The sequence below is a fragment of the Micromonospora sp. NPDC048999 genome (genome assembly GCF_040649295.1).
Classification (GTDB): Bacteria; Actinomycetota; Actinomycetes; order Mycobacteriales; family Micromonosporaceae; genus Micromonospora.
The window spans coordinates 42,885-67,606 of the sequence record NZ_JBEZFI010000002.1; the positions used below are offsets into that span (position 1 = coordinate 42,885).

The window sequence follows — 24,722 nt, forward strand, 5'->3', positions numbered from 1 at the left end:
GCGAAGGTGATGTCATCGAGTCAGGTGGTGTCTCAGATGGCTCAGTCGCGGCAGATCGTGGCTCAGCTGGCGAAGGTGATGCCGTCGAGTCAGGTGGTGTCTCAGATGGCTCAGTCGCGGCAGATCGTGGCTCAGCTGGCGAAGGTGATGCCGTCGAGTCAGGTGATGGCCCAGCTTGCCTTGACGGCCCCGTCGAACGAGGTGCTCGCCCGCTTAGCCCAAATGTCCGCCCACTTCACGGCCACGATGCCGCATCTCGACGTTGATGTGGACCGTCGCCTGGCGGAGATCGCTAAGTATCTGTCAACGGTAGATGCGACGGGGATCCTCAAGGAGGAGGGCGAGGAGCTACTAGAGGACCCCGAAGGCTGGCTCAGCGAGACTGAAGCGGCTGCTAAGGACGGAGACCAGGAGGCCAACCAGGCTCTCCTGCTCGTTCGTTACCTCTACTCGTGCTTCTTGCTGCTCGCCCGGCGGCTCGACCCCTCTGCAAAATCGATCGAGCGCTTCGGGCCTCTCATTGCGATGTCCGTCCTGCTGACCGTCATCGTCGGGACGCTCAACGCCAACAACCCCAAGATGCTGGAGAAGGTCAACGACCTTCTGAGTACGCCGATCGGCATCGTCAGCCTCTACATCTCGCTACGGCCGCAGCCTGCGGCTAGGGCGAGGAAGAGAAAGCCAAGCATGCCGCTTCGTGGTGCCAGCAGGCCCAGCAGCCGCGTATTGCGCAGACGGTACTAGCTGCGGATCTCCTCGTCGGGCAGTCGTAGACCGTCCCGGGAGGCTGGTAGCCCTTGTGGTGCCCGATGAGGTGATCTGCGGCGGCATCTCTGAGGAGGGCCGGGGTTCGGGGCGGAGCCCCGAGGTGTTCCGATCCTGTGACACCCAAGCGTGGCCGGCCGGCCCGGCCGATGCCGGCCGAAGGTCGCCAGCAGGCCGGGGCCGGGCCGGCGCGGCCCGCTTGCGGGCCGCCTTGATCTAGTAGAGGGCAATTCGGCAGTTGAGAGCCATGACAAGAGACAAGCCATTCGTTGGCCGTGGCCAGGGGTGGCATAGACATGGGGGTGCCAATGGGGCGGGCGCGTCGCGCAAAGAGTGCCGATGGTTATCAAGTGCTCAACTTCTTCGTTCCCTTGCGTCGCGGGATCCGAATGCCAGACGGGGTCACATTCGCCGGATGCCTGGGGCCTGTGGGAGGCAGGCTGACCAGGGAGCCACTAACAATTGTGGCACCGGATAGCCCGCTACCTTCACTTCCTCACGCGAACGGCGCGATTCAGATACGGCTTATTCGGGATGATTCAGTTCACCCGGATGTCGCGCGCTTGGATGCTGTATATCCTGTTGCCGCAAGAGCGTTAGGCCAGGCAGATGAGGATCCACTTTCCCTTGCGGGATCGTTCGGCCCTGTAGTTAAGACCGTCGCACAGCTCAACGTTTCATCACCTTGCAAGCTCGGTAGCGATGGGTCGACGGTGCATGCCGTTGAGGAAGCCTTCGGGTGGGCTCTGGATTGCCTCCGGGAGCTACTGTTCCGATACCGGGAGGAATCGCATTCGTATGCCCTTGTGCCTGCCCGCGAAAATCTGCCGCCCACGGTGCTGATGCATCGAGTAGCGTACTACCCGGATGGGAGGATCTACGACGATCCTGGAGGCATGGGCCTCTACAATCCGGGCGGACATGGCATCGAAGAGATTGATAAGGAACTCCTGTCCCCGGAACAGATGCAATCGATACTGTCCGCCGCGTGGGACCCGTACGAGGATGCGATCTTTCAGCGATTCAACACGTTTACGCTGGACGCATATGAAGCGCTGTTCATTTACGGCGACTATCGCGCTGCCATACTGAACGCGGCTACGGCGGCCGAATGCTTCCTGGATGACATTCTCAGCTACGCCCTCTGGTGGGAAGGATTAACTCCTCAAGACGCTGCGCCAATACTTTCAAAGCCCATCTTTAAGAGGGTCAAAGCGGAGTTTGCCAGCCGATTTGGTGGCGTATGGCTCCCGGCTAGGGAGGGTGCGGTCCTTGACTGGCAACAGAAGGTGGCGCGCCATCGGGATCGAGTCATTCATGGCGGATATCAGCCGAGTCAAGAAGAGGCTCACGCCGCGCTCAGTGCAGTGAGCGGTCTTCGCAAGTTCGTCGGGAAACGGGCGATCTCAAAAAAGGTGCTACAGGGTTACAGGCACCTACCGCTTCTGCTCCTCGGCCGAGAGGGGCTGCGGAAGGAAGGCGTGGACTATTCCAAAATGATGGAATGGTACACGAGCCGCGCGGATTTTGGTGGACGCTTCGACAAATGGATATCAATTTGCCGCCGGCTTCGAATTGAGAGTTTCTCCGGAAGCGTGGAGCCGGAACTCAACAAAGTGCCCGTTTTCGCGGTCGTGACAAGTGACAAGTTCGCACATTATGCAATTGATATCCCCGTTGCTGTTGCCGCCGAGATTAGAATCCCTCAATTGCTGATCGAGGAGCGCAGGTTCCTTGAGGATGCTCAGAGACGTATGCATCCGACCGATGGGCATATCACGTACCCGTTTGTCGAGATGGGAGTCAGAAGTAGGGTTATGGTGTCGGATAAGTGGTACCCGGCGGAGCAATTATTGCCTGGCTACGAGTACATGCGGCCAAGAGTCAGCTAGCGGAAAACACGGGTCGGTCTAAGTCTGCTAGCGGTCTAGGCCTCAGTGTGCGATTTGGTGCCTCTAGTTCCGGAGGTCGTGGGCCGCAAGGACGATGAGTCTGGGGGCGTCTTCTCCGGTGACGGCGTCGTTCCAGAGTCGTTCGATGGCCTTGGCGTAGGCGGCGGCTTCGTCGTCGCGGTGGGTGGTCTCGCCGACGAAGGTTTCCACGATGGCTACGTCGTCGTACATCTGGAAGGAGTTCTGCGGCGTGGTGGCGAGTGGGACGCCGAGCGGCAGGATGCCGAATCGGATGTTCGGTACGCCGACCACGGTTTGCAGGCGGTCGAGCTGGCCGCGCATGACCTCGGGCGAGGGCAGTAGCCATCACAGCACGGGTTCGGCTAGCAGAAACTCGAATCGCTTGCTGGTGTCGTAGAGGAGCTGTTGGCGCTGCATCCGGGTGGCGACTGCGGCGTCCACGTCAGCGATGTCGAGGTTGTGCATCTCGACCATCTCGGTCAGGACGCGGCGGGCGTAGTCGGCGGTCTGGAGCAGCCCGGGTACGTACACGGTCTCGAAGTGCCGGATCAGGCGCGACTCGGCGACAAGCTGGTTGTAGCTGTCCTGAACGGCAGCCTGGCCCTGGCGCATCCGGCGGCGGAAGCTGCGGTGCGCGGCCTGGACCTCGCCGAGCATCCGCAACAGGTCCTGAGTCGCGGTGTCGTCGGCGCCGCAGGCGCGTGCCCACGCGTACAGGTCGGCGGGGGCCGGCACCTGGCGACCATTCTCCAGTCGGGAGACCTTCGACGGTGCCCAACCGTTCGCCTCGGCGAGTTCCTTGCCGGACAGGCCGGCCTGCGTGCGCAGGGCACGCAGGCGATCGGCCAGTCCTTCGGGCTGGGTCAGCCACTCTTCCATCGGGTTCACGGGTGACTCCTCGTGCTAGGCAGCTGCGCTCCGCGCGTTGTCCGGAGCGGCGTAGTGGACTGCCAGGTCCCGCCACGCACACGCCTGCACCACGGTCGCCGGGTCGGTCACCAGCTCGTTGCTGGTCCGACCCTCAAGGCGAAGACCCGCCACACCTACCGATCGCTCCTGGCTCGGATGATCCTTCCGCGTTTCGGCAACGTGATGATCTCCGCCGTCCTGCCGATGACCGTGGGCCGCTGGGTGGCCGACCTGACCAACCGTGTCGGTGCCTCCCAGGTCCGGCAGGCGTACCGGCTGCTGTCGCAGATCATGGCCTCAGCCGTCGACAACGGGCTGATCCCGGTGACCCCGTGCCGGGGCGTCAAGCTGCCTCGCCTGCCTGAGCCGAACCCGACCATCCTCACCGCCGAGCACGTTGACCGGCTTGTAGCCGAGCTCTCTCCGCCGGATGACGTCCTGGTCCTGGTCCTCGCCTACGGCGGGCTGCGCATCGGGGAAGCGCTGTGCCTGCGACGGCGGCACGTTGACGTGGCGGATGGCCGGATGACCGTGGCCGAGTCGGTTGCCCAGCTCCCCGGCGGCCCGGTCATTGACACCCCGAAGAGTCACCAGCGCCGGGAACTCGCCCTGCCGGCCTTCGTGGTCGACCGGCTTCGCCAGCACCTCGCCGAGTTGCCCGAGGACCCGGACGCCTTCCTCTTCCCCGGCCGGCAGCAACGGACCGCCGGACGCCCGCAGAGCTACAACGGCTGGAAGTACCGATTCGACCGCGCGGTCGAGCGGGCTGGCCTGACCGACCTGATCCCGCACGACCTTCGGGCAACGCATGGTAGCTGGGTGGCCGATTCGCATGGCGTCCTCGTCGCTGCCCGCCGGCTGGGTCACTCCAACGCCAGCGTCACGACTCGGCACTACGCGCGAGCAGTCGACGGCCGGGACGCTGAGGTGGCCGCCTTCCTAGACCGGGCACGGAAGTCCGGGCATCGCTCGGAAGGGGCACGCAACGGGCACGCGGGGGAGTCCGGGGCGAGCAGCGGGGACGAAAAGCGGCCCTGACCTGGGCAGACATTCATCGACAGTCTTGAGAACGGCCAAAACTGTAAATCCGTCGCGAAAGCTACAGAGGTTCGAATCCTCTACCCGCCACCAGGGACTGGCAAGGCCCTTGACCTGCGGAAACGTAGGTTAGGGGCCTTTCGCTGTCTCCGGCTGCTCTTGACCGTCGTTATGCGCGACAGTGGCAGCCGACCCCTATAGGTCCCGATCATGGGGCAGTTGTACCTACCCGTTCTCCTCTACTCGCTGGGCATGTTCGTTCTCTACTGGGTGATTCGCCTAGCTGTCGGGCATGCGATCCGAGACGCCGACAAGCGCCGGTCACAGGGTGAGTCGTGAATGGCATGGCCGTGTGAACGCTGGCGGATCTCCTCGTCGGGGCAGTCGTAGACCGTCCGGGGAGGCTGGTAGCCCTTGTGGTGCCCGGCGAGGTGATCCGCCCCGGCATCTCTGAGGAGGGCCGGGGTTCGGGGCGGAGCCCTGAGGTCTTCAAGGTCTTGCAGTCCGCCGGCGTGGCCGGCCGGCCCGGCCAATGCCGGCCGGCCCGGCCAATGCCGGCCGGAGGTCGCCAGCAGGCCGGGGTCGAGCCAGCGCGGCCCGCTCCGGATCGGGAGGGCCTCCTCTTCGCCCTCTCGGCTGCCCTCCGGTAGTAGGTCAGGGATAGCTCCGCCAGAGCGTCTTCGAGCCAACGCCGCATTTCGTCACTCTCGCTGCCCTTCACCGGCGAGACACCGGCGAGGATCTGGAGGGTCGGGCTGTCTATGCCTGCCGTGAGGCACTTGAAGGCGGCCTCGATCACGTTGGCCGCCGTGGCCGGGCTGACGCTCCGCAGGGCGGCGGCGTCCTGGAGGCGAACGAGAGCACCTTGACCGAGCATGGCGTCAGAAGGCGTTTCCGGCGGGTTCATGAGCCGCATCCTCGGGTTCGATGATCGATTTGCCGCTTAGGTCAGAATCGGCGGTGAGCGAAGATCTCCGTCGACTTAGGACGGGCCTGATCTAGCCGGGTGTGCCGCGGAGTGTGGGCCGAATGGCGAAACCTGTCCAACCCCGGGACCGGGCCGACTCCCAGCGCTTTCCTATGCGCGAGCCCTGTGGCACGATCGTGGAACCCTAGCCCCTGTGCTGCTCCCCGATAGGAGTAATCATGTCTGGTCGACGGTTGGGCCGGCTGGTTGGCTCGGTCCTCGCGATCGCCGCCGTCGCAGCGATCGGGTTCAACTTCGGGCGCCACAACGACGTGGCCGGTCACTACTTGACGGCGGACATCATCTGGACCGCCGCCCCCGCCGACAGCGGAGTCTGACTGACGCGGGAAACGTCTGACGGGCACGGGGCCTGCGAGTCCGTAGCCCGTAGGGAGTGTCATGGCCGGTCGTGACCGCTCGCGACGAAGACCCACCGATCACGCCTGGCTCATCACCGGACCACTGGCCCTGTTCGCGGTCGTTTGTGCCACGATCACCGGATTGGTTTCAGACGAACCTTCCGGCCAGTGGCCGCTGGCTGCCGCGTTGCTGGTGGTCATGGTGGCCGTTGGCGTTCCGGTGCTCAATTTCGTGGTCCGGCGTCAGTCGTTGGGCGTGACCCTGACCGAGATCCCACTCGTCGTGGCGCTTTTCCTGCTGCCGCCGCTGACGGTTGTGGTGATTTACACCATCGCGTCGATGGTGACCCAGACCCGGCACCGTCTTCCGCCGGCGAAGTTCTGGTTCAACGTGGCCAAGGCGGCCGCCGGCACCGCCTTGGCAGGCCTCGTGCTCCAGGCCCTACCGCCCATGCGGGGCGTGGGGCCTGGCACGTGGATGATCTTATTTACGGCCGTCGGCTCGGTGATCGTCGTCAGCCTTGCCGCGGTCGTCGGCGTACACGCTCTCCTCCAAGGCTGGCAGGCGGGGCGAGATGCGCTCCGCACCGCCCCACCCGCGCTGCTCACCGCCGCGATCAACACCTCGATGGGTCTGATGATCCTGATCGCGATCAAGACCACGTGGTGGTCGGTGTTGCTGGTCGCGGTGCTGGCGGCAGCATTGGTGCTGGTCTACCGGTCCTACGTGGAGTTCTTCCGGCAGCACCGCACCCTCGCCCAGATGTACGACCTGACCCGGGCGACCGCCAAGCACGGCCAGGACGGCACCCTTGCGGATGCCCTCCTCGGTCGGGTACGAGCACTGATGCAGGCCGAGTACGCCACGCTCTGGTTGCCCGCGCAGGGTCGGCATCCCGAGGTGCTGCTCACCGCCCGGGTCGACGACCATGGCCTCCTCGACGTGGTTCGCACGCCCGGCGTACTGCGGGAGCGCGCCGCGGCGGACGGCCGGACGGTGGCGGTCGGCCGTGCGTTCGGGACGGAGCAGGACACCCTCCGGGTGACGACCGACGCGAAGGTCAAGGACGTCATCGTGGTGCCACTGCGTTCTGGCCAGGCGGTGATCGGCACGCTTGAAGTCGCCAACCGGCTGAGTGATGTGGGCCACTTCACCCAGAGCGACGTACCGGTCTTCGAGACGGTTGCCGCGCACGCTGCCGTCGCATTGGAGAATTCCCGACTGGTCGACCGGCTGCGGCACGACGCCGACCACGACGCGCTGACCAAGCTGCCCAACCGGCGACGGCTGACCGCCGCGGTTGCCGAGGCGGTCAAGATCCGGGCGCCGGGCGAGGTGGTGGCGCTGCTGCTGTTCGACGTCGACCGGCTGCGCCAGGTCAACGAGACGCTCGGCCACGCGGCCGGCGACAAGGTCCTCGTCGAGGTCGCGCAGCGGTTGCGTGCCTGCACGCCCTCCTCGGCGCTGGTCGGCCGTGCCGGCGGCGACGAGTTCCTGGTGACCCTGCGGCTGGAGAGCGTCGAGGCGGCGCTGGAGTTGGCCGGGCAGCTCCGGGAGCAGATCCGCGACGAGATGGTCTTCGACGCGCTCACCCTCGACGTGGACACCGCCGTGGGGGTGGCCGTGCATCCGGATCACGGCAGCGACGCGGTGACCCTGCTCCAGCGGGTGGACCTGGCCGCGACGGCGGCGAAGTCGGTCCCGGGCAGCGTGCAGCTCTACAGCCCGGCGCTGGAGTCCCGGTCGCTGCGCCGGCTGGGCCTCGCCGGCGACCTCTGCCGGGCCTTGGACGACAACGAACTGGAGGTCTACTTCCAGCCCAAGGTGACGCTGCGGGACCGACGCCTGGTCGGGGTGGAATGCCTCGCCCGGTGGGAGCATCCCGCGCACGGCACGGTGGAGCCGGAGGACTTCGTCGCGGTGGCCGAGCACACCGGCCAGCTGGGCCGGCTCACCGAGTTCGTGCTCCGGGAGAGCCTGCGGCGCAGCCGGGATTGGAGCCACGGGGAACAGCCGCTCTCCGTGTCGGTCAACCTCGCCGCCCGCACCCTCACCGACCGACACTTCCCCGCACTGGTGCGGGAGCTGCTCGACGAGTACGACGTGCCGCCGCAGCGGCTCACCCTGGAGATCACCGAATCCGGCGTCCTGGATGGCACCGAACGTCCGATACCCACCCTGCGGCGCCTGCGCGACCTCGGCGTCCGGCTTTCGGTGGACGACTTCGGCACCGGCAACTCGTCCCTGGCCCAGTTGCGCCGGCTACCGGTGAACGAGGTGAAGGTCGACCGGTCGTTCGTGCAGGGGATGGCGACCGATCCGGGCGATCTGGCCATCGTGAACGCGGTGGTCACCCTCTCCCAGCAGTTCGGTCTGGCCGTGGTGGCCGAGGGCGTGGAGAGCGAGCTGACCCTGGAGCTGCTCCAGGACATCGGCTGCCAGATCGGCCAGGGCTTCCTGTTCAGCCGGCCGCTGCCCTACGAGCGCCTGGAGACCTGGTTCGGCGCCCAGCTCGAGCCGGAGGGGGTTGTCGCCGGCGAGCTGCCCCGCCTGCGCGCAGTGCCCTGAGCTGCGTAGATGCGGGAAGAGGGGATCCGATTTCACCTCGGCGGCAAGGTCGTGTACTGTTTCTCCTGCGCGACACCCCACGGGGTGATCGAGCAGGCCCCCTTAGCTCAGTCGGCAGAGCGTCTCCATGGTAAGGAGAAGGTCTACGGTTCGATTCCGTAAGGGGGCTCAGAGGGTCCGGCTGGACCCGCCACGGCGGTGTAGCTCAGATGGCAGAGCAAGCGGCTCATAATCGCTGTGTCGCCGGTTCAAGTCCGGCCACCGCTACTCTCGTCCTCCGGGTCACCCGGTGGTCGGTGGGTTGGGCGCCGCAGGCGCCCACTTTGCATGTCTGCGCAGTAACCGCGTAGGCTGATGCGCTGTAGTTGTTACCCGTTAGCGAGGAAGGCACTCCGCCGTGGCGAAGGCGACCGATGTCCGGCCGAAGATCACTTTGGCGTGTGTGGAGTGCAAGGAGCGCAACTACATCACGCGCAAGAACCGTCGTAACGACCCGGACCGCATTGAGCTGAAGAAGTTCTGCCCGCGCGACGGCCGGCACACGGCCCACCGCGAGACCCGCTGACCCTCGGCCGGCTAGCCGGCCCGGTCCGCAGCACTTCCGAACGCCGATCCGCACGGACGGCGGCCCCGCGCCGCCAGCCCGTACGGATCGGCGTTTCTGCGTTACGTGTAGGTTCGCGGCATGTCCCTGGACCCGTCCTTCGTCGGCCGGACGTATCCGCCGACCGCCCCCTACCAGGTGGGCCGAGAAAAGATCCGTGAGTTCGCCGCCGCCATCGGCGCCACCGATCCGGCCCACGACGACCCCGAGGCCGCCCGGGCGCTCGGTCACCCCGACGTGGTCGCCCCGCCGACCTTTCCGGTGATCGTGACCATGGCCGCCAGCCGGCAGATCGTCGAGGATCCGGCGCTCGGCGTCGACTACAGCCGGGTCGTCCACGGCGACCAGCGCTTCGCGTACACCCGGCCGGTGGTGGCCGGCGACGAGCTGGTGTGCGTCAACACCATCGAGGAGATCACCAACCGGGGCGGGCACGGTTTCCTGACCACCCGCACCGACGTGAGCACCGCCGCCGGCGAGCCGGTGGTGGCCGTCTGGTCCAAGATCGTCGTACGCGGGGAGGCCTGACCGTGGAGCTGCCCATCCAGACGTTCCGGGTGACCCGCGCGGACCTGGTCCGCTACGCGGGCGCCTCGGGCGACTTCAACCCCATCCACTGGAGCGACCGCACCGCCAGCAAGGTGGGCCTGCCCGGGGTCATCGCCCACGGCATGTTCACCATGGCGCTCGTCGGCCGGGCGGTGTCCGCCTGGGCCGCCGCGCCGGACGCGGTGGTCGAGTTCGGCGTGCGGTTCGCCCGTCCGGTGGTCGTGCCGGACACCGACGAGGGCACCGAGGTCGTGGTCAGCGCGGTGGTCAAGGAGGTCACCGAGGCGGGCCTGACCAGGCTCGACATCACCGCGACCTGCCACGGGGACAAGGTCCTGTCGCAGGCCCGGGCGACCGTCCGGGCGCCTCGCTGAGGGGCATGTCGACGCGCGAGGGGTAGACCAGTTGGGAAAGTCGCCCGACTACCCGTACACTGGTCCGCCGTGGGGCAAGTGACCCCTGCCCGGCACTTCGTGTTCGGGTTGGGGTGAGTTGTCGCACAGGGGTGTAGCTCAATTGGCAGAGCAGCGGTCTCCAAAACCGCAGGCTGCAGGTTCAAGTCCTGTCACCCCTGCGCCTCAGGCCTGACCGTTCCCGTGGGTCGCGCCGCTTCACGGCGGCGTTCGGCCCGTGGTGGTGGCACCGGCAGGGTGGTTCCGAGGCATTCGGGGCCCTCCCGGTCGGTCCGCCGGCCGCGGCCCGTCGCGGGACGGTTGGTCCGGCCGGCGTGACCACACGCTGCGTACGCCGCATCGGCGTGCGACCCGAGATCCCGCACGGAGGGCGAAGTGGCCGAGAACAAGCGGCGCGGCGAGGACGCCGGCGACGAGCGTCTGCCTGAGGACGCGGTCGTCGACGGCCCGGCCGAAGACGACGCCACCAGCGAGGACGAGCCGGTTTCCCGGGGCGGCACCGCCACCCGGGAGCGGGCCCGCGCCGAGTCGACCGAGGGCCGCAAGACCCGCAAGGACACCGAGCGGATCGGGCTCTTCGCCCGTATCGCACGGTTCTTCCGCGAGGTCGTGGCGGAGCTGCGTAAGGTCATCTGGCCGACCCGCAAGGAGCTGCTGACCTACACGGCCGTGGTGGTCACCTTCGTCACGGTGATGCTGGCGATCGTGGCCGGTTTGGACTACGGCTTCGCGAAGGCCGTGCTGTGGGTCTTCGGCAACCCCAGCTGACCGGCTACCAGCGATACCGACGGAAGTGAGCGAGCGTGCCTGAGTACGACGAGACCGCCGAGACCCCGGACGATCAGTCCACGGTGGCGACGGCGGCCAACAACGAGTCGGTCGAGGCCGCCAGCGAGCCGGAATTCCCGAGCACCGAGCCGGCGCCGGACGAGGAGTTCGACCCGGTCGCCGAGCTGCGCCAGAAGCTGCGCTACGCGCCCGGCGACTGGTACGTGGTGCACTCGTACGCCGGCTACGAGAACAAGGTCAAGACCAACCTCGAGACCCGGATCACCTCCCTCGACATGGAGGACTTCATCTACCAGGTCGAGGTGCCGACCCGGGAAGAGGTCGAGGTCAAGAACGGCAAGCGGTCGCAGGTTCAGGCGAAGGTCTTCCCGGGCTACATCCTGGTCCGGATGGAGCTGACCGCCGAGTCCTACTCCTGCGTCCGGAACACCCCGGGGGTCACCGGCTTCGTCGGCGCGACCGACCGGGCCGACCGGCCGGCGCCGCTGAGCCTCGACGAGGTGCTGAAGTGGCTGGCCCCGGCGGTCGAGGCCGTGGAGAAGAAGGCCAAGCCCGAGATCAAGGTCCTCGACTTCGAGGTCGGCGACTCGGTCACCGTCACCGACGGCGCCTTCGCCTCGCTGCCGGCGACGATCAGCGAGATCAACGCCGACCAGCAGAAGCTCAAGGTGCTGGTGTCGATCTTCGGCCGGGAGACGCCGGTCGAGCTCAACTTCAACCAGGTCGCCAAGATCTGACGTACGTCGGGCACCGGCGGTGGGGCTCCCGGCCCGCCGCCGGTGCTTCGTTTCGCCGTCCTGCCGGACCTCGGCCGAGGGGGCGGCGGACGGCTGCGCTACCCTAGAACGTCGGCTGTCCGCACCGCGCTGACCGTGCGCGCTCGCGGCGGGCGAAAATCCCAGTTCCAAGCCCCAGGAAGAGACATGCCTCCGAAGAAGAAGCTCGTCAAGACGTTCACGCTTCAGCTGCCGGCGGGCCAGGCCACCCCGGCGCCGCCGGTCGGCCCCGCGCTCGGCCAGCACGGCGTGAACATCATGGAATTCTGCAAGTCCTACAACGCGCAGACCGAGTCGCAGCGGGGCGACATCGTCCCCGCCGAGATCAGCGTGTACGAGGACCGGACCTTCACCTTCGTGCTGAAGACCCCGCCCGCCGCCCGGCTGCTGATCAAGGCTGCCGGTGTGCAGAAGGGCTCGGGCGTCCCGCACACGCAGAAGGTCGGCTCGCTGACCCGCGCCCAGGTGCGCGAGATCGCCGAGAAGAAGATGGCGGACCTGAACGCCAACGACCTCGACCAGGCCGAGAAGATCATCGCCGGCACCGCCCGGTCGATGGGCCTGACCGTCACCGACTGACCTCTTCGCACCGCTCCACTCGATCAGTTCGTGGGAGGGCCGCGGATGTCGCGCGCCCGCCAAAGACCACAGGAGTAACAAAAATGCAGCGCAGCAAGAACTACCGCAAGGCCGCCGAGGTCATCGACCGGTCGAAGCTCTACTCTCCGGCCGAGGCTGTCAAGCTGGCCAAGGAGAACACCAACGTCAAGTTCGACGCCACGGTTGAGGTCGCCATGCGCCTCGGCGTCGACCCCCGCAAGGCGGACCAGATGGTCCGCGGCACGGTCAACCTGCCGCACGGCACCGGTAAGACCGCCCGCGTGATCGTCTTCGCCGCCGGCGCGAAGGCCGAGGAGGCCGCCGCCGCGGGTGCCGACGAGGTGGGCACGGACGAGCTGGTCGCCCGGATCCAGGGCGGTTGGCTCGACTTCGACGCGGCGATCGCCACCCCGGACCAGATGGCCAAGATCGGCCGGATCGCGCGGATCCTGGGCCCGCGCGGCCTGATGCCGAACCCGAAGACCGGCACGGTGACCATGGACGTCACCAAGGCCGTCTCGGACATCAAGGGCGGTAAGATCACCTTCCGGGTGGACAAGCACTCCAACCTGCACCTGATCATCGGCAAGGCCTCGTTCTCGGAGGCCCAGCTGATCGACAACTACGCGGCGGTGCTGGACGAGGTGCTGCGCTCGAAGCCGTCCGCGGCCAAGGGCAAGTACCTGAAGAAGGTCACCCTCACCACCACCATGGGCCCGGGCGTCCCGGTTGACCCCAACGCGGTGAAGAACCTGACCGAGGCTTCGGCCGAGGCCTGAGCACGACTGCCCCGACGGGGCCCCGCCACCCACGTGGCGGGGCCCCGTTCGTCTGTCCGCCGTGGCAGGCTCGCCTCATGCTGCTCGAGGATGTCTGGTTCCGCTATCACCGGCGCGGCCCGTGGGTGCTGCGGGAGGCCGGGGTGCGGATCGGTCCGGGCGAGGCGGCCGTGGTGCTCGGCCGCAATGGCGCGGGCAAGTCCACGCTTCTCCAACTCGCCGCGGGCGGGCTCCGACCGACCCGGGGTCGGGTCGTCGACCGGCCCGGCGCCGTCGGCTGGGTGCCGGAGCGTTTTCCCGTCGACCAGCCGTTCACCGTGGCGCAATATCTCACCGCGATGGGCCGGGTAGCCGGTCTCTCCGGGCCGGCGGCCGACCGGGCGGTGCGGCGCTGGGTCGACCGGCTCGGCCTGACCCGGTTCGAGGGGGTGCGGTTGCCGCAGCTGTCGAAGGGCACCGCCCAGAAGGTCGGCCTGGCCCAGGCGCTGCTGCGTCCGCCCGGTCTGCTCGTCCTCGACGAGCCGTGGGAGGGGCTCGACGCCGCCGCCCGCGAGCTGGTGCCGGAGTGCATCGACGAGGTGCTCGCCGACGGCGGCATGGTGCTGGTCAGCGACCACCGCGGCGAGACGGCCCGGCTGCCCGGCGCCCGGCGGTGGACGGTCGCCGACGGCACGGTGACCGAGGAGGCGCCGTCCGGGGGCGCGGCCACGGCGGTGGTCGAGCTGGCGGTCCCGGCCGACCGGGTCGCGGCCGCCGTCGCCCGGTTGCGCGCCGACGGGCACCACGTCCTCCGGGTACGCGACCACCCCGCCCCGCCCCCCGCCACGCGACCCGGAGCGGGGTTGCCCGACGCCGCCCCGCCGCCTGCCCCACACCCCGATCCCGGGTCGATACCCGACTCGGAAAGCGGCGTGACGGAGGAAGGCAGCCTGACCGGTCCGGCTCGGGAGGTGACCCGGTGAGCGCGCTGGTCCGGCTGCGGCTGGCCGGTTTCCTGCGTACCGGACGGGCGCTGGCGCCGGTGCTGGCCGGCCTGTTGGCCCTCGGCGTCCTCTACGGCGGCGGCCGGGCCCGGCCGGCGGAGGCGTACGGCGTCTCCGCGGTGGTGCTTTTCCCGGTGCTGGCCTGGCAGACGAAGATCCTGCTGGACGTGGAGCCGGACGGGCAGCGCCGGCTGGCCCGGGTGGTGGTCGGCCCGGCCCGTGAGCACCTCGCCGGCCTGCTCGCCGCGGCGGTGGCCGGGCTGGGCACGGTGCTCGTCGCGATGGTCTTCCCCTGGCTGGTGGGCGGGGTGACCGGCACGACCGGCCCGGGGGACCGGCCGGTGGCCGCCGGGGTGGCGCTCGGCCTCTGGGCCCACCTGCTCGCCCTGCCGGCGGCGGTGGCGGTGGGCGCGCTGGCCAGCCGGGCGATCACCCGCAGCGCCGGGTACGGCGTGGCCGTGCTGACGTTGAGCGTGGTCGGGGCGCTGGTCCTCGGGCTCTCCGGCTCGGTCGCGCCGTGGCTGGTGCCGCCGGTGCTGCCGACCGCCCGGGCGCTGACCGGCGAGCTGGCGATCGCCTCCGGCCTGCTGCTGACCGCCTGGGCGTCGGCCTGGGCGGCCGTGGCCCTGGTCGGCTACGCCTGGGGCCGCCGCACCCGCGCCTGACCGCCGTGGAGGCTCCGCACCGGGTTGGGCGTGACCGGGCACACTCCGGGGCCGATTTGGTGGCACCGGGTCACGTCGCGTAGCCTTGGCGAGTAGTTCCACCCAGAGACCGCTGGTCACCGTGCCCCGGCACGGTCGAAGGCCCCGCGATGACGGGCGACCCGCGCAGGGCGGTAAGCGAAAATCGGTGCTGTGTGTGGTCCGCCGACCGCGCCCGTTGCGCCGGCCCTCGCCCCGTGCGCCCTGCGCCGGGGCTTTTCTCGTTGTCGTGATGCCTCCAGGCCGGCGCGAGCCTCCGCTCGCCGCCGGCGTACCAGCTCCGAGTAACGAGAGAGGAGGGACATGGCGGACAAGCCGATCCGGGCTGACAAGGCCACGGCCGTCACCGAGCTGACCGACAGCTTCCGCAACGCGGGGGCCACCGTGCTGACCGAGTACCGCGGGCTCACGGTTTCCCAGCTCACCCAGCTGCGGCGCTCGCTCGGCAAGGAGACCAGCTACACGGTCGCGAAGAACACGCTGGCGAAGCGTGCGGCGACCGAGGCGGGCATCTCCGGCCTCGACGAGCTGTTCACCGGTCCTACCGCGCTGACTTTCGTTTCGGGCGACGTCGTCGAGGCGGCGAAGGGGCTTCGCGACTTCGCGAAGGCCAACCCGAAGCTCGTCATCAAGGGCGGTGTCTTCGAGGGCAAGGCCATTTCCGCGGCCGAGGTCACGAAGCTCGCCGACCTGGAGTCCCGCGAGGTGCTGCTGGCGAAGCTGGCCGGCGCCATGAAGGGCAACCTGAGCAAGGCTGCGGCCCTGTTCCAGGCTCCGCTCGCCAAGACCGCGCGTCTGGCGGCCGCCCTGCAGGACAAGCGCGAGAAGGAGGGCGCCGAGGCGGCCTGAGGCCACCCGGCGCACCCACGTTCTTAGTTAAACCATTCAGGAAAGGACGCCAGACATGGCGAAGCTCAGCACCGACGAGCTGCTCGACGCGTTCAAGGAGATGACGCTGATCGAGCTCTCCGAGTTCGTGAAGCAGTTCGAGGAGACCTTCGAGGTCACCGCGGCCGCTCCGGTCGCGATGGCCGCGGCCGGCCCGGCCGCCGCCGCTGCCCCGGCTGAGGAGGAGAAGGACGAGTTCGACGTCGTCCTCGACTCCGACGGTGGCAAGAAGATCCAGGTCATCAAGGTCGTGCGTGAGCTGACCGGCCTGGGCCTGAAGGAGGCCAAGGACGTGGTCGAGGCCGCGCCGAAGGCGATCCTGGAGAAGGTCAACAAGGAGACCGCCGAGAAGGCCAAGGCCAAGCTCGAGGGCGAGGGCGCCAAGGTCACCCTCAAGTGACCTTGAGGTCGACCTGACGCGCGTCCGGCTCACGTGAGCCGGGGCACACCGCGTTTCGGCGGGCGGTGATCCGGAGACGGATCGCCGCCCGCTGTGGTTGGCGGGGCCCCGGTGGCAGCGGCGTGAGCAGGGCGTCCGCGGCCGGCGTACGACTCGGGCAGCGACGCTTGTGGGTAGTCCGTCGGGGGGAAAGCGACTTCGACCGGTAACCGGCCCTTGACGCGGCACGGCCTGACAGGCACGCTGGCACCAGCAAGACCTTCCGCGCTTGCAACGGCCACCTCTCGGGAATGGCAGCGGTAGCACACGGCTGCCACGCAACCGAGCGGCCCGGCAGGAGCGTCGCGTTCCGAGCGGCCCGGTAGACCCGGTTTTCCGGGATCCCGAGGCGAGTTCCGCGACGACCTGCGGGGTTGGCTGGACAGCGGTTAGCCTCTCGGCTACACTGCTAGTTTGCGCTGCCTTCCGAATTGACCCCTGCTCGGAAATGTCCGTTTGTGGATAATTTCTGGTGGGGTCATTGGAGTGCACGCGTACCAGCCGTTATGCAGCACCGGTCCTCGGAAGGACGCATCTTGGCAGCTTCCCGCCCTGCGAAGACCAGTCGTACGTCGAGCGCTTTCGCGCCCCGCCGAGTTTCTTTCGGCAGGATCACCGAACACCTCGAGGTCCCCAACCTCCTCGCCATCCAGAACGAGTCCTTCGACTGGCTGGTCGGCAACGAGGCTTGGCAGGGCCGGTCGGCGGACGACCCGCACGCACGCTCGGGTCTCGCGGAGATCCTCGACGAGATCAGTCCCATTGAGGACTTCTCCGGCACCATGTCGCTCTCCTTCTCGGCTCCGCGCTTCGATGAGGTCAAGGCCTCGATCGAGGAGTGCAAGGAGAAGGACCTGACCTACTGCGCCCCGCTGTTCGTGACCGCGGAGTTCACCAACAACACCACCGGCGAGATCAAGAGCCAGACGGTGTTCATGGGTGACTTCCCGATGATGACGCCGAAGGGCACCTTCATCATCAACGGCACCGAGCGCGTCGTGGTGAGCCAGCTCGTCCGCTCGCCGGGCGTCTACTTCGACAAGCAGCCGGACAAGACCTCCGACCGCGACCTCTCCAGTGTCAAGGTCATCCCGAGTCGGGGTGCCTGGCTGGAGTTCGACATCGACAAGCGCGACACGGTCGGCGTTCGCATCGACCGTAAGCGCCGGCAGGCCGTCACCGTCCTGCTCAAGGCCATCGGATGGTCCGCGGAGCAGATCCGCGAGAAGTTCGGCTGGTCCGAGCTGATGATGACCACGCTTGAGAAGGACCACATCGCCGGCCAGGACGAGGCCCTGCTCGACATCTACCGCAAGCTCCGCCCTGGCGAGCCGCCGACCCGCGAGAACGCCCAGACCCTGCTCGACAACCTCTTCTTCAACCCGAAGCGGTACGACGTCGCCAAGGTCGGTCGTTACAAGTTCAACAAGAAGCTCGAAGTGGACGTGCCGATCACCACCGGCACGCTGACCGAGGACGACGTCGTCGCCACCGTCGAATACCTCTGCCGGCTGCACGCCGGTGAGGACGGCTACGAGGCCGACGACATCGACCACTTCGGCAACCGTCGCCTGCGTACCGTGGGCGAGCTGATCCAGAACCAGGTCCGGGTCGGCCTGTCCCGGATGGAGCGCGTCGTCCGCGAGCGGATGACCACCCAGGACGTCGAAGCGATCACCCCGCAGACCCTGATCAACATCCGCCCGGTGGTGGCGGCGATCAAGGAGTTCTTCGGCACGTCGCAGCTGTCCCAGTTCATGGACCAGACCAACCCGCTGGCGGGTCTGACCCACCGGCGCCGGCTGAGCGCGCTCGGCCCGGGTGGTCTGTCCCGGGAGCGGGCCGGCTTCGAGGTGCGCGACGTGCACCCGTCCCACTACGGCCGGATGTGCCCGATCGAGACGCCGGAAGGCCCGAACATCGGTCTGATCGGCGCGCTCTCCACCTTCGCCCGGGTCAACCCGTTCGGCTTCATCGAGACGCCGTACCGGAAGGTCGTCGACGGCCGGGTCACCGACCAGATCGACTACCTGACCGCGGACGAGGAGGACCGGTTCGTCAAGGCGCAGGCCAACGCCCCGCTGAACGCCGACGGGTCGTTCGCCGAGGACCGCGTCCTGGTCCGCCGTAAGGGCGGTGAGACCGAGGACGTGGCGCCGTCGGCCGTGGACTACATGGACGTCTCGCCGCGGCAGATGACCTCCGTCGCGACCGCGATGATCCCGTTCCTCGAGCACGACGACGCCAACCGCGCGCTCATGGGCGCGAACATGCAGCGTCAGGCGGTGCCGCTGGTCAAGGCCGAGTCCCCGCTGGTCGGCACGGGCATGGAATACCGGGCCGCCGTGGACGCCGGTGACGTGGTCGTCGCCGAGGTCGGCGGTGTGGTCGAGGACCTCTGCGCGGACTACATCACCGTCCACCAGGACGACGGCCACCGCCGGACGTACCTGCTGCACAAGTTCCGCCGCTCCAACGCCGGCTCCTGCGTCAACCAGAAGCCGGTCGTCTTCGAGGGCGACCGGGTCGAGGCCGGCCAGGTCGTCGCCGACGGTCCGTGCACCGACGAGGGCGAGATGGCGCTCGGGCGCAACCTGCTTGTGGCGTTCATGACCTGGGAGGGCCACAACTACGAGGACGCGATCATCCTGTCGCAGCGCCTCGTGCAGCAGGACGTGCTCACCTCGATCCACATCGAGGAGCACGAGGTCGACGCCCGGGACACCAAGCTCGGCCCGGAGGAGATCACCCGCGACATCCCGAACGTCAGCGAGGAGATGCTCGCCGACCTCGACGAGCGCGGCATCATCCGGATCGGCGCCGAGGTCGTTCCCGGCGACATCCTGGTCGGCAAGGTCACCCCGAAGGGTGAGACCGAGCTGACCCCCGAGGAGCGGCTGCTCCGCGCGATCTTCGGTGAGAAGGCGCGCGAGGTCCGGGACACCTCGCTGAAGGTGCCGCACGGTGAGACCGGCACGGTCATCGGCGTGCGTACCTTCTCCCGGGAGGACGGCGACGAGCTGCCCCCGGGTGTCAACGAGCTGGTTCGGGTCTACGTGGCCCAGAAGCGCAAGATCCAGGACGGTGACAAGCTCGCGGGCCGCCACGGCAACAAGGGCGTCATCTCCAAGATCCTGCCGATCGAGGACATGCCGTTCCTGGAGGACGGCACCCCGGTCGACATCGTGCTGAACCCGCTCGGTGTGCCGTCCCGGATGAACATCGGCCAGGTCCTGGAGACCCACCTCGGGTGGGTGGCCAAGACCGGCTGGAGCGTCGACGGCGACGACACCGATTGGAAGCGCCAGCTCCGCTCGATCGAGGCGCACGAGTCCGAGCCGGACACCAACGTGGCCACCCCGGTCTTCGACGGTGCCCGGGAGGAGGAGATCTCCGGTCTGCTCGCGTCGACCCTGCCCAACCGGGACGGCAAGCAGCTGATCGGTTCCTCCGGCAAGGCGCAGCTGTTCGACGGCCGCTCGGGCGAGCCGCTGCCGGACCCGATCGCGGTCGGCTACATCTACATCCTGAAGCTCAACCACCTGGTCGACGACAAGATCCACGCCCGGTCGACCGGTCCGTACTCGATGATCACGCAGCAGCCGCTGGGTGGTAAGGCGCAGTTCGGTGGCCAGCGCTTCGGTGAGATGGAGTGCTGGGCGATGCAGGCGTACGGCGCCGCGTACGCCCTGCAGGAGCTGCTGACGATCAAGTCCGACGACGTCCTCGGCCGGGTGAAGGTCTACGAGGCGATCGTCAAGGGCGAGAACATCCCCGAGCCGGGCATCCCGGAGTCGTTCAAGGTGCTGCTCAAGGAGCTGCAGTCGCTGTGCCTCAACGTCGAGGTGCTCTCCAGCGACGGTGTGGCCCTGGAGATGCGCGAGACCGACGACGAGGTGTTCCGGGCCGCGGAGGAGCTGGGCATCGACCTGTCCCGGCGCGAGCCGAGCTCGGTCGAAGAGGTCTGAGGTGAGCGGTCGGGAGCCGGTCCGCCGGCTCCCGACCCCGCCCGTTAGCTAGGCAGTACAGACGACGACATAGGGGACATAGTGCTCGACGTCAACTTCTTCGACGAGCTGCGCATTGGCCTCGCCACCGCCGACGACATCCGTCAGTGGTCTCACGGCGAGGTCAAGAAGCCCGAGACCATCAACTACCGCACCCTGAAGCCGGAGAAGGACGGGCTCTTCTGCGAGAAGATCTTCGGTCCGCAGCGGGACTGGGAGTGCTACTGCGGTAAGTACAAGCGGGTCCGCTTCAAGGGCATCATCTGCGAGCGCTGCGGCGTCGAGGTGACCCGCTCCAAGGTCCGCCGGGAGCGGATGGGTCACATCGAGCTGGCCGCTCCGGTGACCCACATCTGGTACTTCAAGGGCGTGCCGAGCCGGCTGGGCTACCTGCTGGACCTCGCCCCGAAGGACCTCGAAAAGATCATCTACTTCGCCTCGTACGTCGTGACGAGCGTGGACGCCGAGGCGCGTCACCGTGACCTCTCGACCATCGAGAACGAGATCCTGGCCGAGAAGCGGCAGGCCGAGAACAGCCGCGACTCGGAGATCGAGAAGCGGGCCGCCAAGCTCGAGGCCGACCTGGCCGAGCTGGAGGCCGAGGGCGCGAAGGCGGACGTCCGGCGCAAGGTCAAGGAGGGCGGAGAGCGCGAGATGCGCCAGATCCGCGACCGGGCCCAGCGCGAGATCGACCGCCTCGACGAGGTCCTCGACACCTTCCGCAAGCTCGAGCCGAAGCAGCTGGTCACCGACGAGCTGCTCTACCGCGAGCTCCGCGACCGCTTCGGCGAGTACTTCACCGGCAGCATGGGCGCCGAGGCCATCAAGGCGCTGGTCCAGAACATGGACCTCGCCGCCGAGGCCGAGAGCCTGCGCGAGACCATCCGCTCCGGCAAGGGCCAGCGGAAGATCCGGGCGCTCAAGCGGCTGAAGGTCGTCGCGGCGTTCCAGAACACCCGCAACTCGCCGCTCGGCATGGTGCTGGACTGCGTACCGGTCATCCCGCCGGACCTGCGTCCGATGGTGCAGCTGGACGGTGGCCGCTTCGCGACCTCCGACCTGAACGACCTGTACCGCCGGGTGATCAACCGGAACAACCGCCTCAAGCGGCTGATCGACCTCGGCGCGCCCGAGATCATCGTCAACAACGAGAAGCGGATGCTCCAGGAGGCCGTCGACGCGCTGTTCGACAACGGCCGCCGGGGCCGGCCGGTCACCGGCCCGGGTAACCGCCCGCTGAAGTCGCTCTCCGACATGCTCAAGGGCAAGCAGGGCCGGTTCCGCCAGAACCTGCTGGGCAAGCGCGTCGACTACTCGGGCCGTTCGGTCATCGTGGTCGGCCCGAAGCTCAAGCTGCACCAGTGCGGCCTGCCCAAGCAGATGGCGCTGGAGCTGTTCAAGCCGTTCGTGATGAAGCGGCTGGTCGACCTCAACCACGCGCAGAACATCAAGTCCGCCAAGCGGATGGTCGAGCGGCAGCGGCCGGTCGTGTGGGACGTGCTGGAGGAGGTCATCGGCGAGCACCCGGTCCTGCTGAACCGGGCGCCGACCCTGCACCGGCTGGGCATCCAGGCGTTCGAGCCGCAGCTGGTCGAGGGCAAGGCCATCCAGATCCACCCGCTGGTCTGCACCGCGTTCAACGCCGACTTCGACGGTGACCAGATGGCGGTCCACGTGCCGCTGTCCGCCGAGGCCCAGGCCGAGGCGCGGATCCTGATGCTGTCGTCGAACAACATCCTCAAGCCGGCCGACGGCAAGCCGGTCACCATGCCCACCCAGGACATGGTCATCGGGCTCTACCACCTCACCCACCTCATCCCGGGTGGCAAGGGCGAGGGCCGGGCGTTCAGCTCGGACGCCGAGGCGCGGATGGCGTACGACAACCGCGAGCTGCACCTGCAGACTCCGGTCAAGATCCGGCTGCGGGACGTGGTCGGGGTCGACAACGGCGCCGGCGCCGAGCCGTGGGTCGCGCCCGAGGGCTGGGTCGAGGGCGAGCCGGTGACGGTGGTGACCACCCTGGGCCGGGTCCTGTTCAACGAGACGCTGCCGCCGGGCTACCGCTTCGTGAACTACGAGATCCGCAAGGGCCAGCTCTCCGCGATCGTCAACGACCTCGCCGAGCGCTTCCCGAAGGTGGCCCTCGCGGCCACCCTGGACGGGCTCAAGGAGGCCGGTTTCCACTGGGCCACCTGGTCCGGCGTCACCATCGGCATGGAGGACGTCATCGCTCCGCCGCGCAAGCGGGAGATCCTGGAGCGGTACGAGAAGGAAGCCGACCGGATCGACAAGCAGTACCAGCGTGGTCTGATGACCGCCGAGGAGCGTCGCGGCGAGCTCATCGAGATCTGGACCAAGGCGACCAACGAGGTCGCCAAGGAGATGGACACCGCGCTGCCGCAGGAGAACCCGCTGTGGAAGATGATCAACTCGGGTGCCCGCGGTAACCTGCTCCAGCTCCGGCAGATCGCGGCGATCCGTGGTCTGGTGGCCAACCCGAAGGGTGAGATCATCCCGCGGCCCATCAAGGCCTCGTACCGGGAGGGTCTGTCCGTACTGGAGTACTTCATCTCCACGCACGGCGCCCGGAAGGGTCTCGCGGACACCGCCCTGCGTACCGCCGACTCGGGTTACCTGACCCGTCGTCTGGTGGACGTCTCGCAGGACGTCATCATCCGCGAGGAGGACTGCGGCACCGACCGGGCCATCCCGATGCAGATCGGCCAGCGGCTCGACGGCAAGCTGGTCGTGCACGAGCACGCCGAGACCAGCGTGCACGCCCGTACCCTGGCCGACGACATCAAGGGGCCGGACGGCACCGTGGTGGCCGAGCGGGGTCAGGACGTCAACTCGATCGGGGTCGACCGCATCGTCGCGGCCGGCGTGGAGAGCATCCGGGTGCGCAGCGTGCTCACCTGCGAGTCGAAGCTGGGCGTCTGCGGTGCGTGCTACGGCCGCTCGCTGCCGACCGGCAAGACCGTGGACGTCGGCGAGGCGGTCGGCATCATCGCCGCCCAGTCGATCGGTGAGCCGGGTACCCAGCTGACGATGCGTACCTTCCACACCGGTGGTGTCGCGGGTGAGGACATCACCCAGGGTCTGCCCCGGGTCCAGGAAATCTTCGAGGCCCGGATCCCGAAGGGCAAGGCGCCCATCGCCGACACCCCGGGTCGGATCCGGATCGAGGACGGCGAGCGGTCGCGGAAGATCATCGTGGTGCCGGACGACGGCAGCGACGAGATCGTCTACGACAAGATCTCCAAGCGGGTCCGGCTGCGGGCCCACGACGGCGACCACGTCGAGGTCGGCGAGAAGCTCACCGAGGGCACCATCGACCCGCACGAGCTGCTGCGCATCCTCGGCCCGCGCGCGGTCCAGGTCCACCTGACCCAGGAGGTCCAGGAGGTCTACCGTTCGCAGGGTGTGCTCATCCACGACAAGCACATCGAGATCATCATCCGTCAGATGCTGAAGCGGGTGACGGTCATCGACTCCGGCTCGACCGAGTTCCTGCCGGGCGTGCTGGTCGACCGGGCGCTCTTCGAGTCGGAGAACCGCCGACTCGTCTCCGAGGGCGGCGAGCCCGCCGCGGGTCGCCCGGTGCTGATGGGTATCACCAAGGCCTCGCTGGCCACGGACTCCTGGCTCTCGGCGGCCTCCTTCCAGGAGACCACCCGGGTGCTGACGGACGCGGCGATCCACGCCCGCAGCGACTCGCTGATCGGCCTCAAGGAGAACGTGATCATCGGTAAGCTCATCCCGGCCGGTACGGGCATCAGCAAGTACCGCAACGTCCGGGTCGAGCCGACCGAGGAGGCGAAGGCCAAGGTCTACTCGATGACCGGCTACCCGGAGACCGACTACGGCTTCGGGCCGGCCAGCGGCCAGGCGGTGCCGTTGGACGACTTCGACTTCGGGTCGTACCGCTAAGCACCAGCAACGACGAGGCCCCCGGCACCCGCCGGGGGCCTCGTCGCGTCCGGGGTGGACGAGCTGCCGGGCCGGACCCGGAGGGGCATGATGGTGGGCATGACGATCGTGCCCGGGCAGCTGCCCGTCGCCGAGCAGGGGCCGCGCCATCCGCTCGACCCCGAGCCGGTCCGCTCGACGAAGGCCCGCGCGGTCTTCGCCCTGGGGCTGATCGGGGCGTGCACCGGGCTCTTCGTCGGCGGGGTGGTGCCGTCGACCATCGCCCTGCGGCTCGCCCGGCAGGCCCGGCGGGAGGCGTACGCCTCGGGCGGGTACCTCACCGGCGCGGATCGGCTGCGGCGCGGGGAGCGGCTGGCCTGGACGGGCCTGTTCCTGGTCGCGATCGCGCTGGTCGCGGCCGTGGTGATCGGGGTGGTCCGGCTCGCCGACGCGCCGTTCGGGCACGACTACCCCCCGAACGTCGACTGACCGGGCGGGGGAGGCCGGCCGCGCCCGGCCCCGCCTCGCGCAACTGCGGCGGTAGCCTGGCCCGTGTCCGCCGCACGGCGGACGAGCCACGTCGACAGGAGGCGCTCGTGACGGAACCGGCCCCGCCGCCGGGGGACGACCCGACCCGGTCCGTCACCGGCCCGGACCCTGCCGGGGCGACGTCGGGCAGCGACCCCGCCGGGCAGTGGGCCCCGCAGACCGCGCCGCCCGAGTCCTCGCCGTCGGTGGGCGGGCACCCGCCGATCCGGTCCT

General features: G+C 68.3%; 20 protein-coding genes, 3 tRNA genes and 1 pseudogene. 23 read left to right on the forward strand and 1 reads right to left on the reverse strand.

All coding sequences use genetic code 11. The annotated features are described in order from the left end of the window. Both AB0C02_RS04550 and AB0C02_RS04555 read left to right on the forward strand, forming a co-directional pair. The coding region (locus AB0C02_RS04550) for a hypothetical protein (RefSeq protein WP_357541134.1) at positions 1–744 on the forward strand (744 nt) is incomplete at its 5' end. A gap of 371 nt (positions 745–1,115) precedes the next feature. Further along, a complete protein-coding gene (locus AB0C02_RS04555) occupies positions 1,116–2,657 on the forward strand; it encodes a hypothetical protein (RefSeq protein ID WP_357541136.1) in 1,542 nt (513 codons plus the stop codon). A gap of 63 nt (positions 2,658–2,720) precedes the next feature. On the opposite strand, the pseudogene AB0C02_RS04560 reads toward AB0C02_RS04555, so the two are convergent. Next, positions 2,721–3,557: pseudogene (locus AB0C02_RS04560) on the reverse strand (helix-turn-helix transcriptional regulator). Positions 3,558–3,743: 186 nt separating this feature from the next. Between AB0C02_RS04560 and AB0C02_RS04565 the strand changes: the two are divergent. From AB0C02_RS04565 to AB0C02_RS04665, 21 genes are all read left to right on the forward strand, one after another. After that, positions 3,744–4,625 (forward strand): site-specific integrase, encoded by an 882-nt coding sequence (locus AB0C02_RS04565; protein ID WP_357541138.1) that lies wholly within the window; start codon positions 3,744–3,746, stop codon positions 4,623–4,625. 210 nt (positions 4,626–4,835) lie between these two features. After that, positions 4,836–4,964, forward strand: coding sequence for a hypothetical protein (locus tag AB0C02_RS04570; RefSeq protein WP_357541140.1), 129 nt, complete (start codon positions 4,836–4,838; stop codon positions 4,962–4,964). An 807-nt stretch (positions 4,965–5,771) separates the two neighbouring features. After that, positions 5,772–5,930 carry a hypothetical protein gene (locus AB0C02_RS04575; protein ID WP_357541142.1) on the forward strand — a complete coding sequence of 53 codons (159 nt, stop codon included), beginning with the start codon at positions 5,772–5,774 and terminating at the stop codon, positions 5,928–5,930. A 61-nt stretch (positions 5,931–5,991) separates the two neighbouring features. Beyond that, positions 5,992–8,520, forward strand: a complete 2,529-nt coding sequence (locus AB0C02_RS04580) for a bifunctional diguanylate cyclase/phosphodiesterase (protein WP_357541144.1) — start codon at positions 5,992–5,994, stop codon at positions 8,518–8,520. A 96-nt stretch (positions 8,521–8,616) separates the two neighbouring features. Next, positions 8,617–8,689 (forward strand) — tRNA-Thr (locus tag AB0C02_RS04585). A 25-nt stretch (positions 8,690–8,714) separates the two neighbouring features. Further along, positions 8,715–8,787 (forward strand) — tRNA-Met (locus AB0C02_RS04590). Between the two features lie 130 nt (positions 8,788–8,917). Further along, complete coding sequence (rpmG, locus tag AB0C02_RS04595) at positions 8,918–9,085, forward strand: 50S ribosomal protein L33 (protein ID WP_092378713.1); 168 nt, start codon at positions 8,918–8,920, stop codon at positions 9,083–9,085. A gap of 120 nt (positions 9,086–9,205) precedes the next feature. Then, complete coding sequence (locus AB0C02_RS04600; protein ID WP_357541147.1) at positions 9,206–9,652, forward strand: MaoC family dehydratase N-terminal domain-containing protein; 447 nt, start codon at positions 9,206–9,208, stop codon at positions 9,650–9,652. 2 nt (positions 9,653–9,654) lie between these two features. Continuing rightward, entirely contained in the window at positions 9,655–10,047 is a 393-nt protein-coding gene (locus AB0C02_RS04605) for a MaoC/PaaZ C-terminal domain-containing protein (RefSeq protein ID WP_357541149.1), read from the forward strand. A 127-nt stretch (positions 10,048–10,174) separates the two neighbouring features. Beyond that, a tRNA-Trp gene (locus tag AB0C02_RS04610) sits at positions 10,175–10,247 on the forward strand. Between the two features lie 214 nt (positions 10,248–10,461). Then, complete coding sequence (secE, locus tag AB0C02_RS04615; protein WP_357541151.1) at positions 10,462–10,854, forward strand: preprotein translocase subunit SecE; 393 nt, start codon at positions 10,462–10,464, stop codon at positions 10,852–10,854. A gap of 35 nt (positions 10,855–10,889) precedes the next feature. Then, complete coding sequence (nusG, locus tag AB0C02_RS04620) at positions 10,890–11,612, forward strand: transcription termination/antitermination protein NusG (RefSeq protein ID WP_357541153.1); 723 nt, start codon at positions 10,890–10,892, stop codon at positions 11,610–11,612. Between the two features lie 186 nt (positions 11,613–11,798). Beyond that, positions 11,799–12,230 (forward strand): 50S ribosomal protein L11, encoded by a 432-nt coding sequence (rplK, locus tag AB0C02_RS04625; RefSeq protein WP_357541155.1) that lies wholly within the window; start codon positions 11,799–11,801, stop codon positions 12,228–12,230. A gap of 83 nt (positions 12,231–12,313) precedes the next feature. Further along, positions 12,314–13,030, forward strand: a complete 717-nt coding sequence (rplA, locus tag AB0C02_RS04630) for a 50S ribosomal protein L1 (RefSeq protein ID WP_357541157.1) — start codon at positions 12,314–12,316, stop codon at positions 13,028–13,030. Positions 13,031–13,107: 77 nt separating this feature from the next. Continuing rightward, positions 13,108–13,992 carry an ABC transporter ATP-binding protein gene (locus AB0C02_RS04635; RefSeq protein WP_357541159.1) on the forward strand — a complete coding sequence of 295 codons (885 nt, stop codon included), beginning with the start codon at positions 13,108–13,110 and terminating at the stop codon, positions 13,990–13,992. After that, positions 13,989–14,678 (forward strand): hypothetical protein, encoded by a 690-nt coding sequence (locus AB0C02_RS04640; protein ID WP_357541161.1) that lies wholly within the window; start codon positions 13,989–13,991, stop codon positions 14,676–14,678. The genes AB0C02_RS04635 and AB0C02_RS04640 overlap by 4 nt, the downstream gene beginning before the upstream one ends. A gap of 342 nt (positions 14,679–15,020) precedes the next feature. Beyond that, positions 15,021–15,566 carry a 50S ribosomal protein L10 gene (gene rplJ, locus AB0C02_RS04645; RefSeq protein ID WP_357541163.1) on the forward strand — a complete coding sequence of 182 codons (546 nt, stop codon included), beginning with the start codon at positions 15,021–15,023 and terminating at the stop codon, positions 15,564–15,566. A 55-nt stretch (positions 15,567–15,621) separates the two neighbouring features. Further along, entirely contained in the window at positions 15,622–16,005 is a 384-nt protein-coding gene (gene rplL / locus AB0C02_RS04650; RefSeq protein ID WP_357541165.1) for a 50S ribosomal protein L7/L12, read from the forward strand. A gap of 575 nt (positions 16,006–16,580) precedes the next feature. After that, positions 16,581–20,012 carry a DNA-directed RNA polymerase subunit beta gene (locus tag AB0C02_RS04655; RefSeq protein ID WP_357541167.1) on the forward strand — a complete coding sequence of 1,144 codons (3,432 nt, stop codon included), beginning with the start codon at positions 16,581–16,583 and terminating at the stop codon, positions 20,010–20,012. A gap of 81 nt (positions 20,013–20,093) precedes the next feature. Continuing rightward, entirely contained in the window at positions 20,094–23,981 is a 3,888-nt protein-coding gene (locus AB0C02_RS04660) for a DNA-directed RNA polymerase subunit beta' (RefSeq protein WP_357541169.1), read from the forward strand. A 99-nt stretch (positions 23,982–24,080) separates the two neighbouring features. Next, the gene (locus AB0C02_RS04665; protein WP_357541171.1) at positions 24,081–24,449 is read left to right on the forward strand and encodes a hypothetical protein; all 369 of its coding nucleotides are present in this window, start codon (positions 24,081–24,083) and stop codon (positions 24,447–24,449) included. Positions 24,450–24,722: the final 273 nt, after the last annotated feature.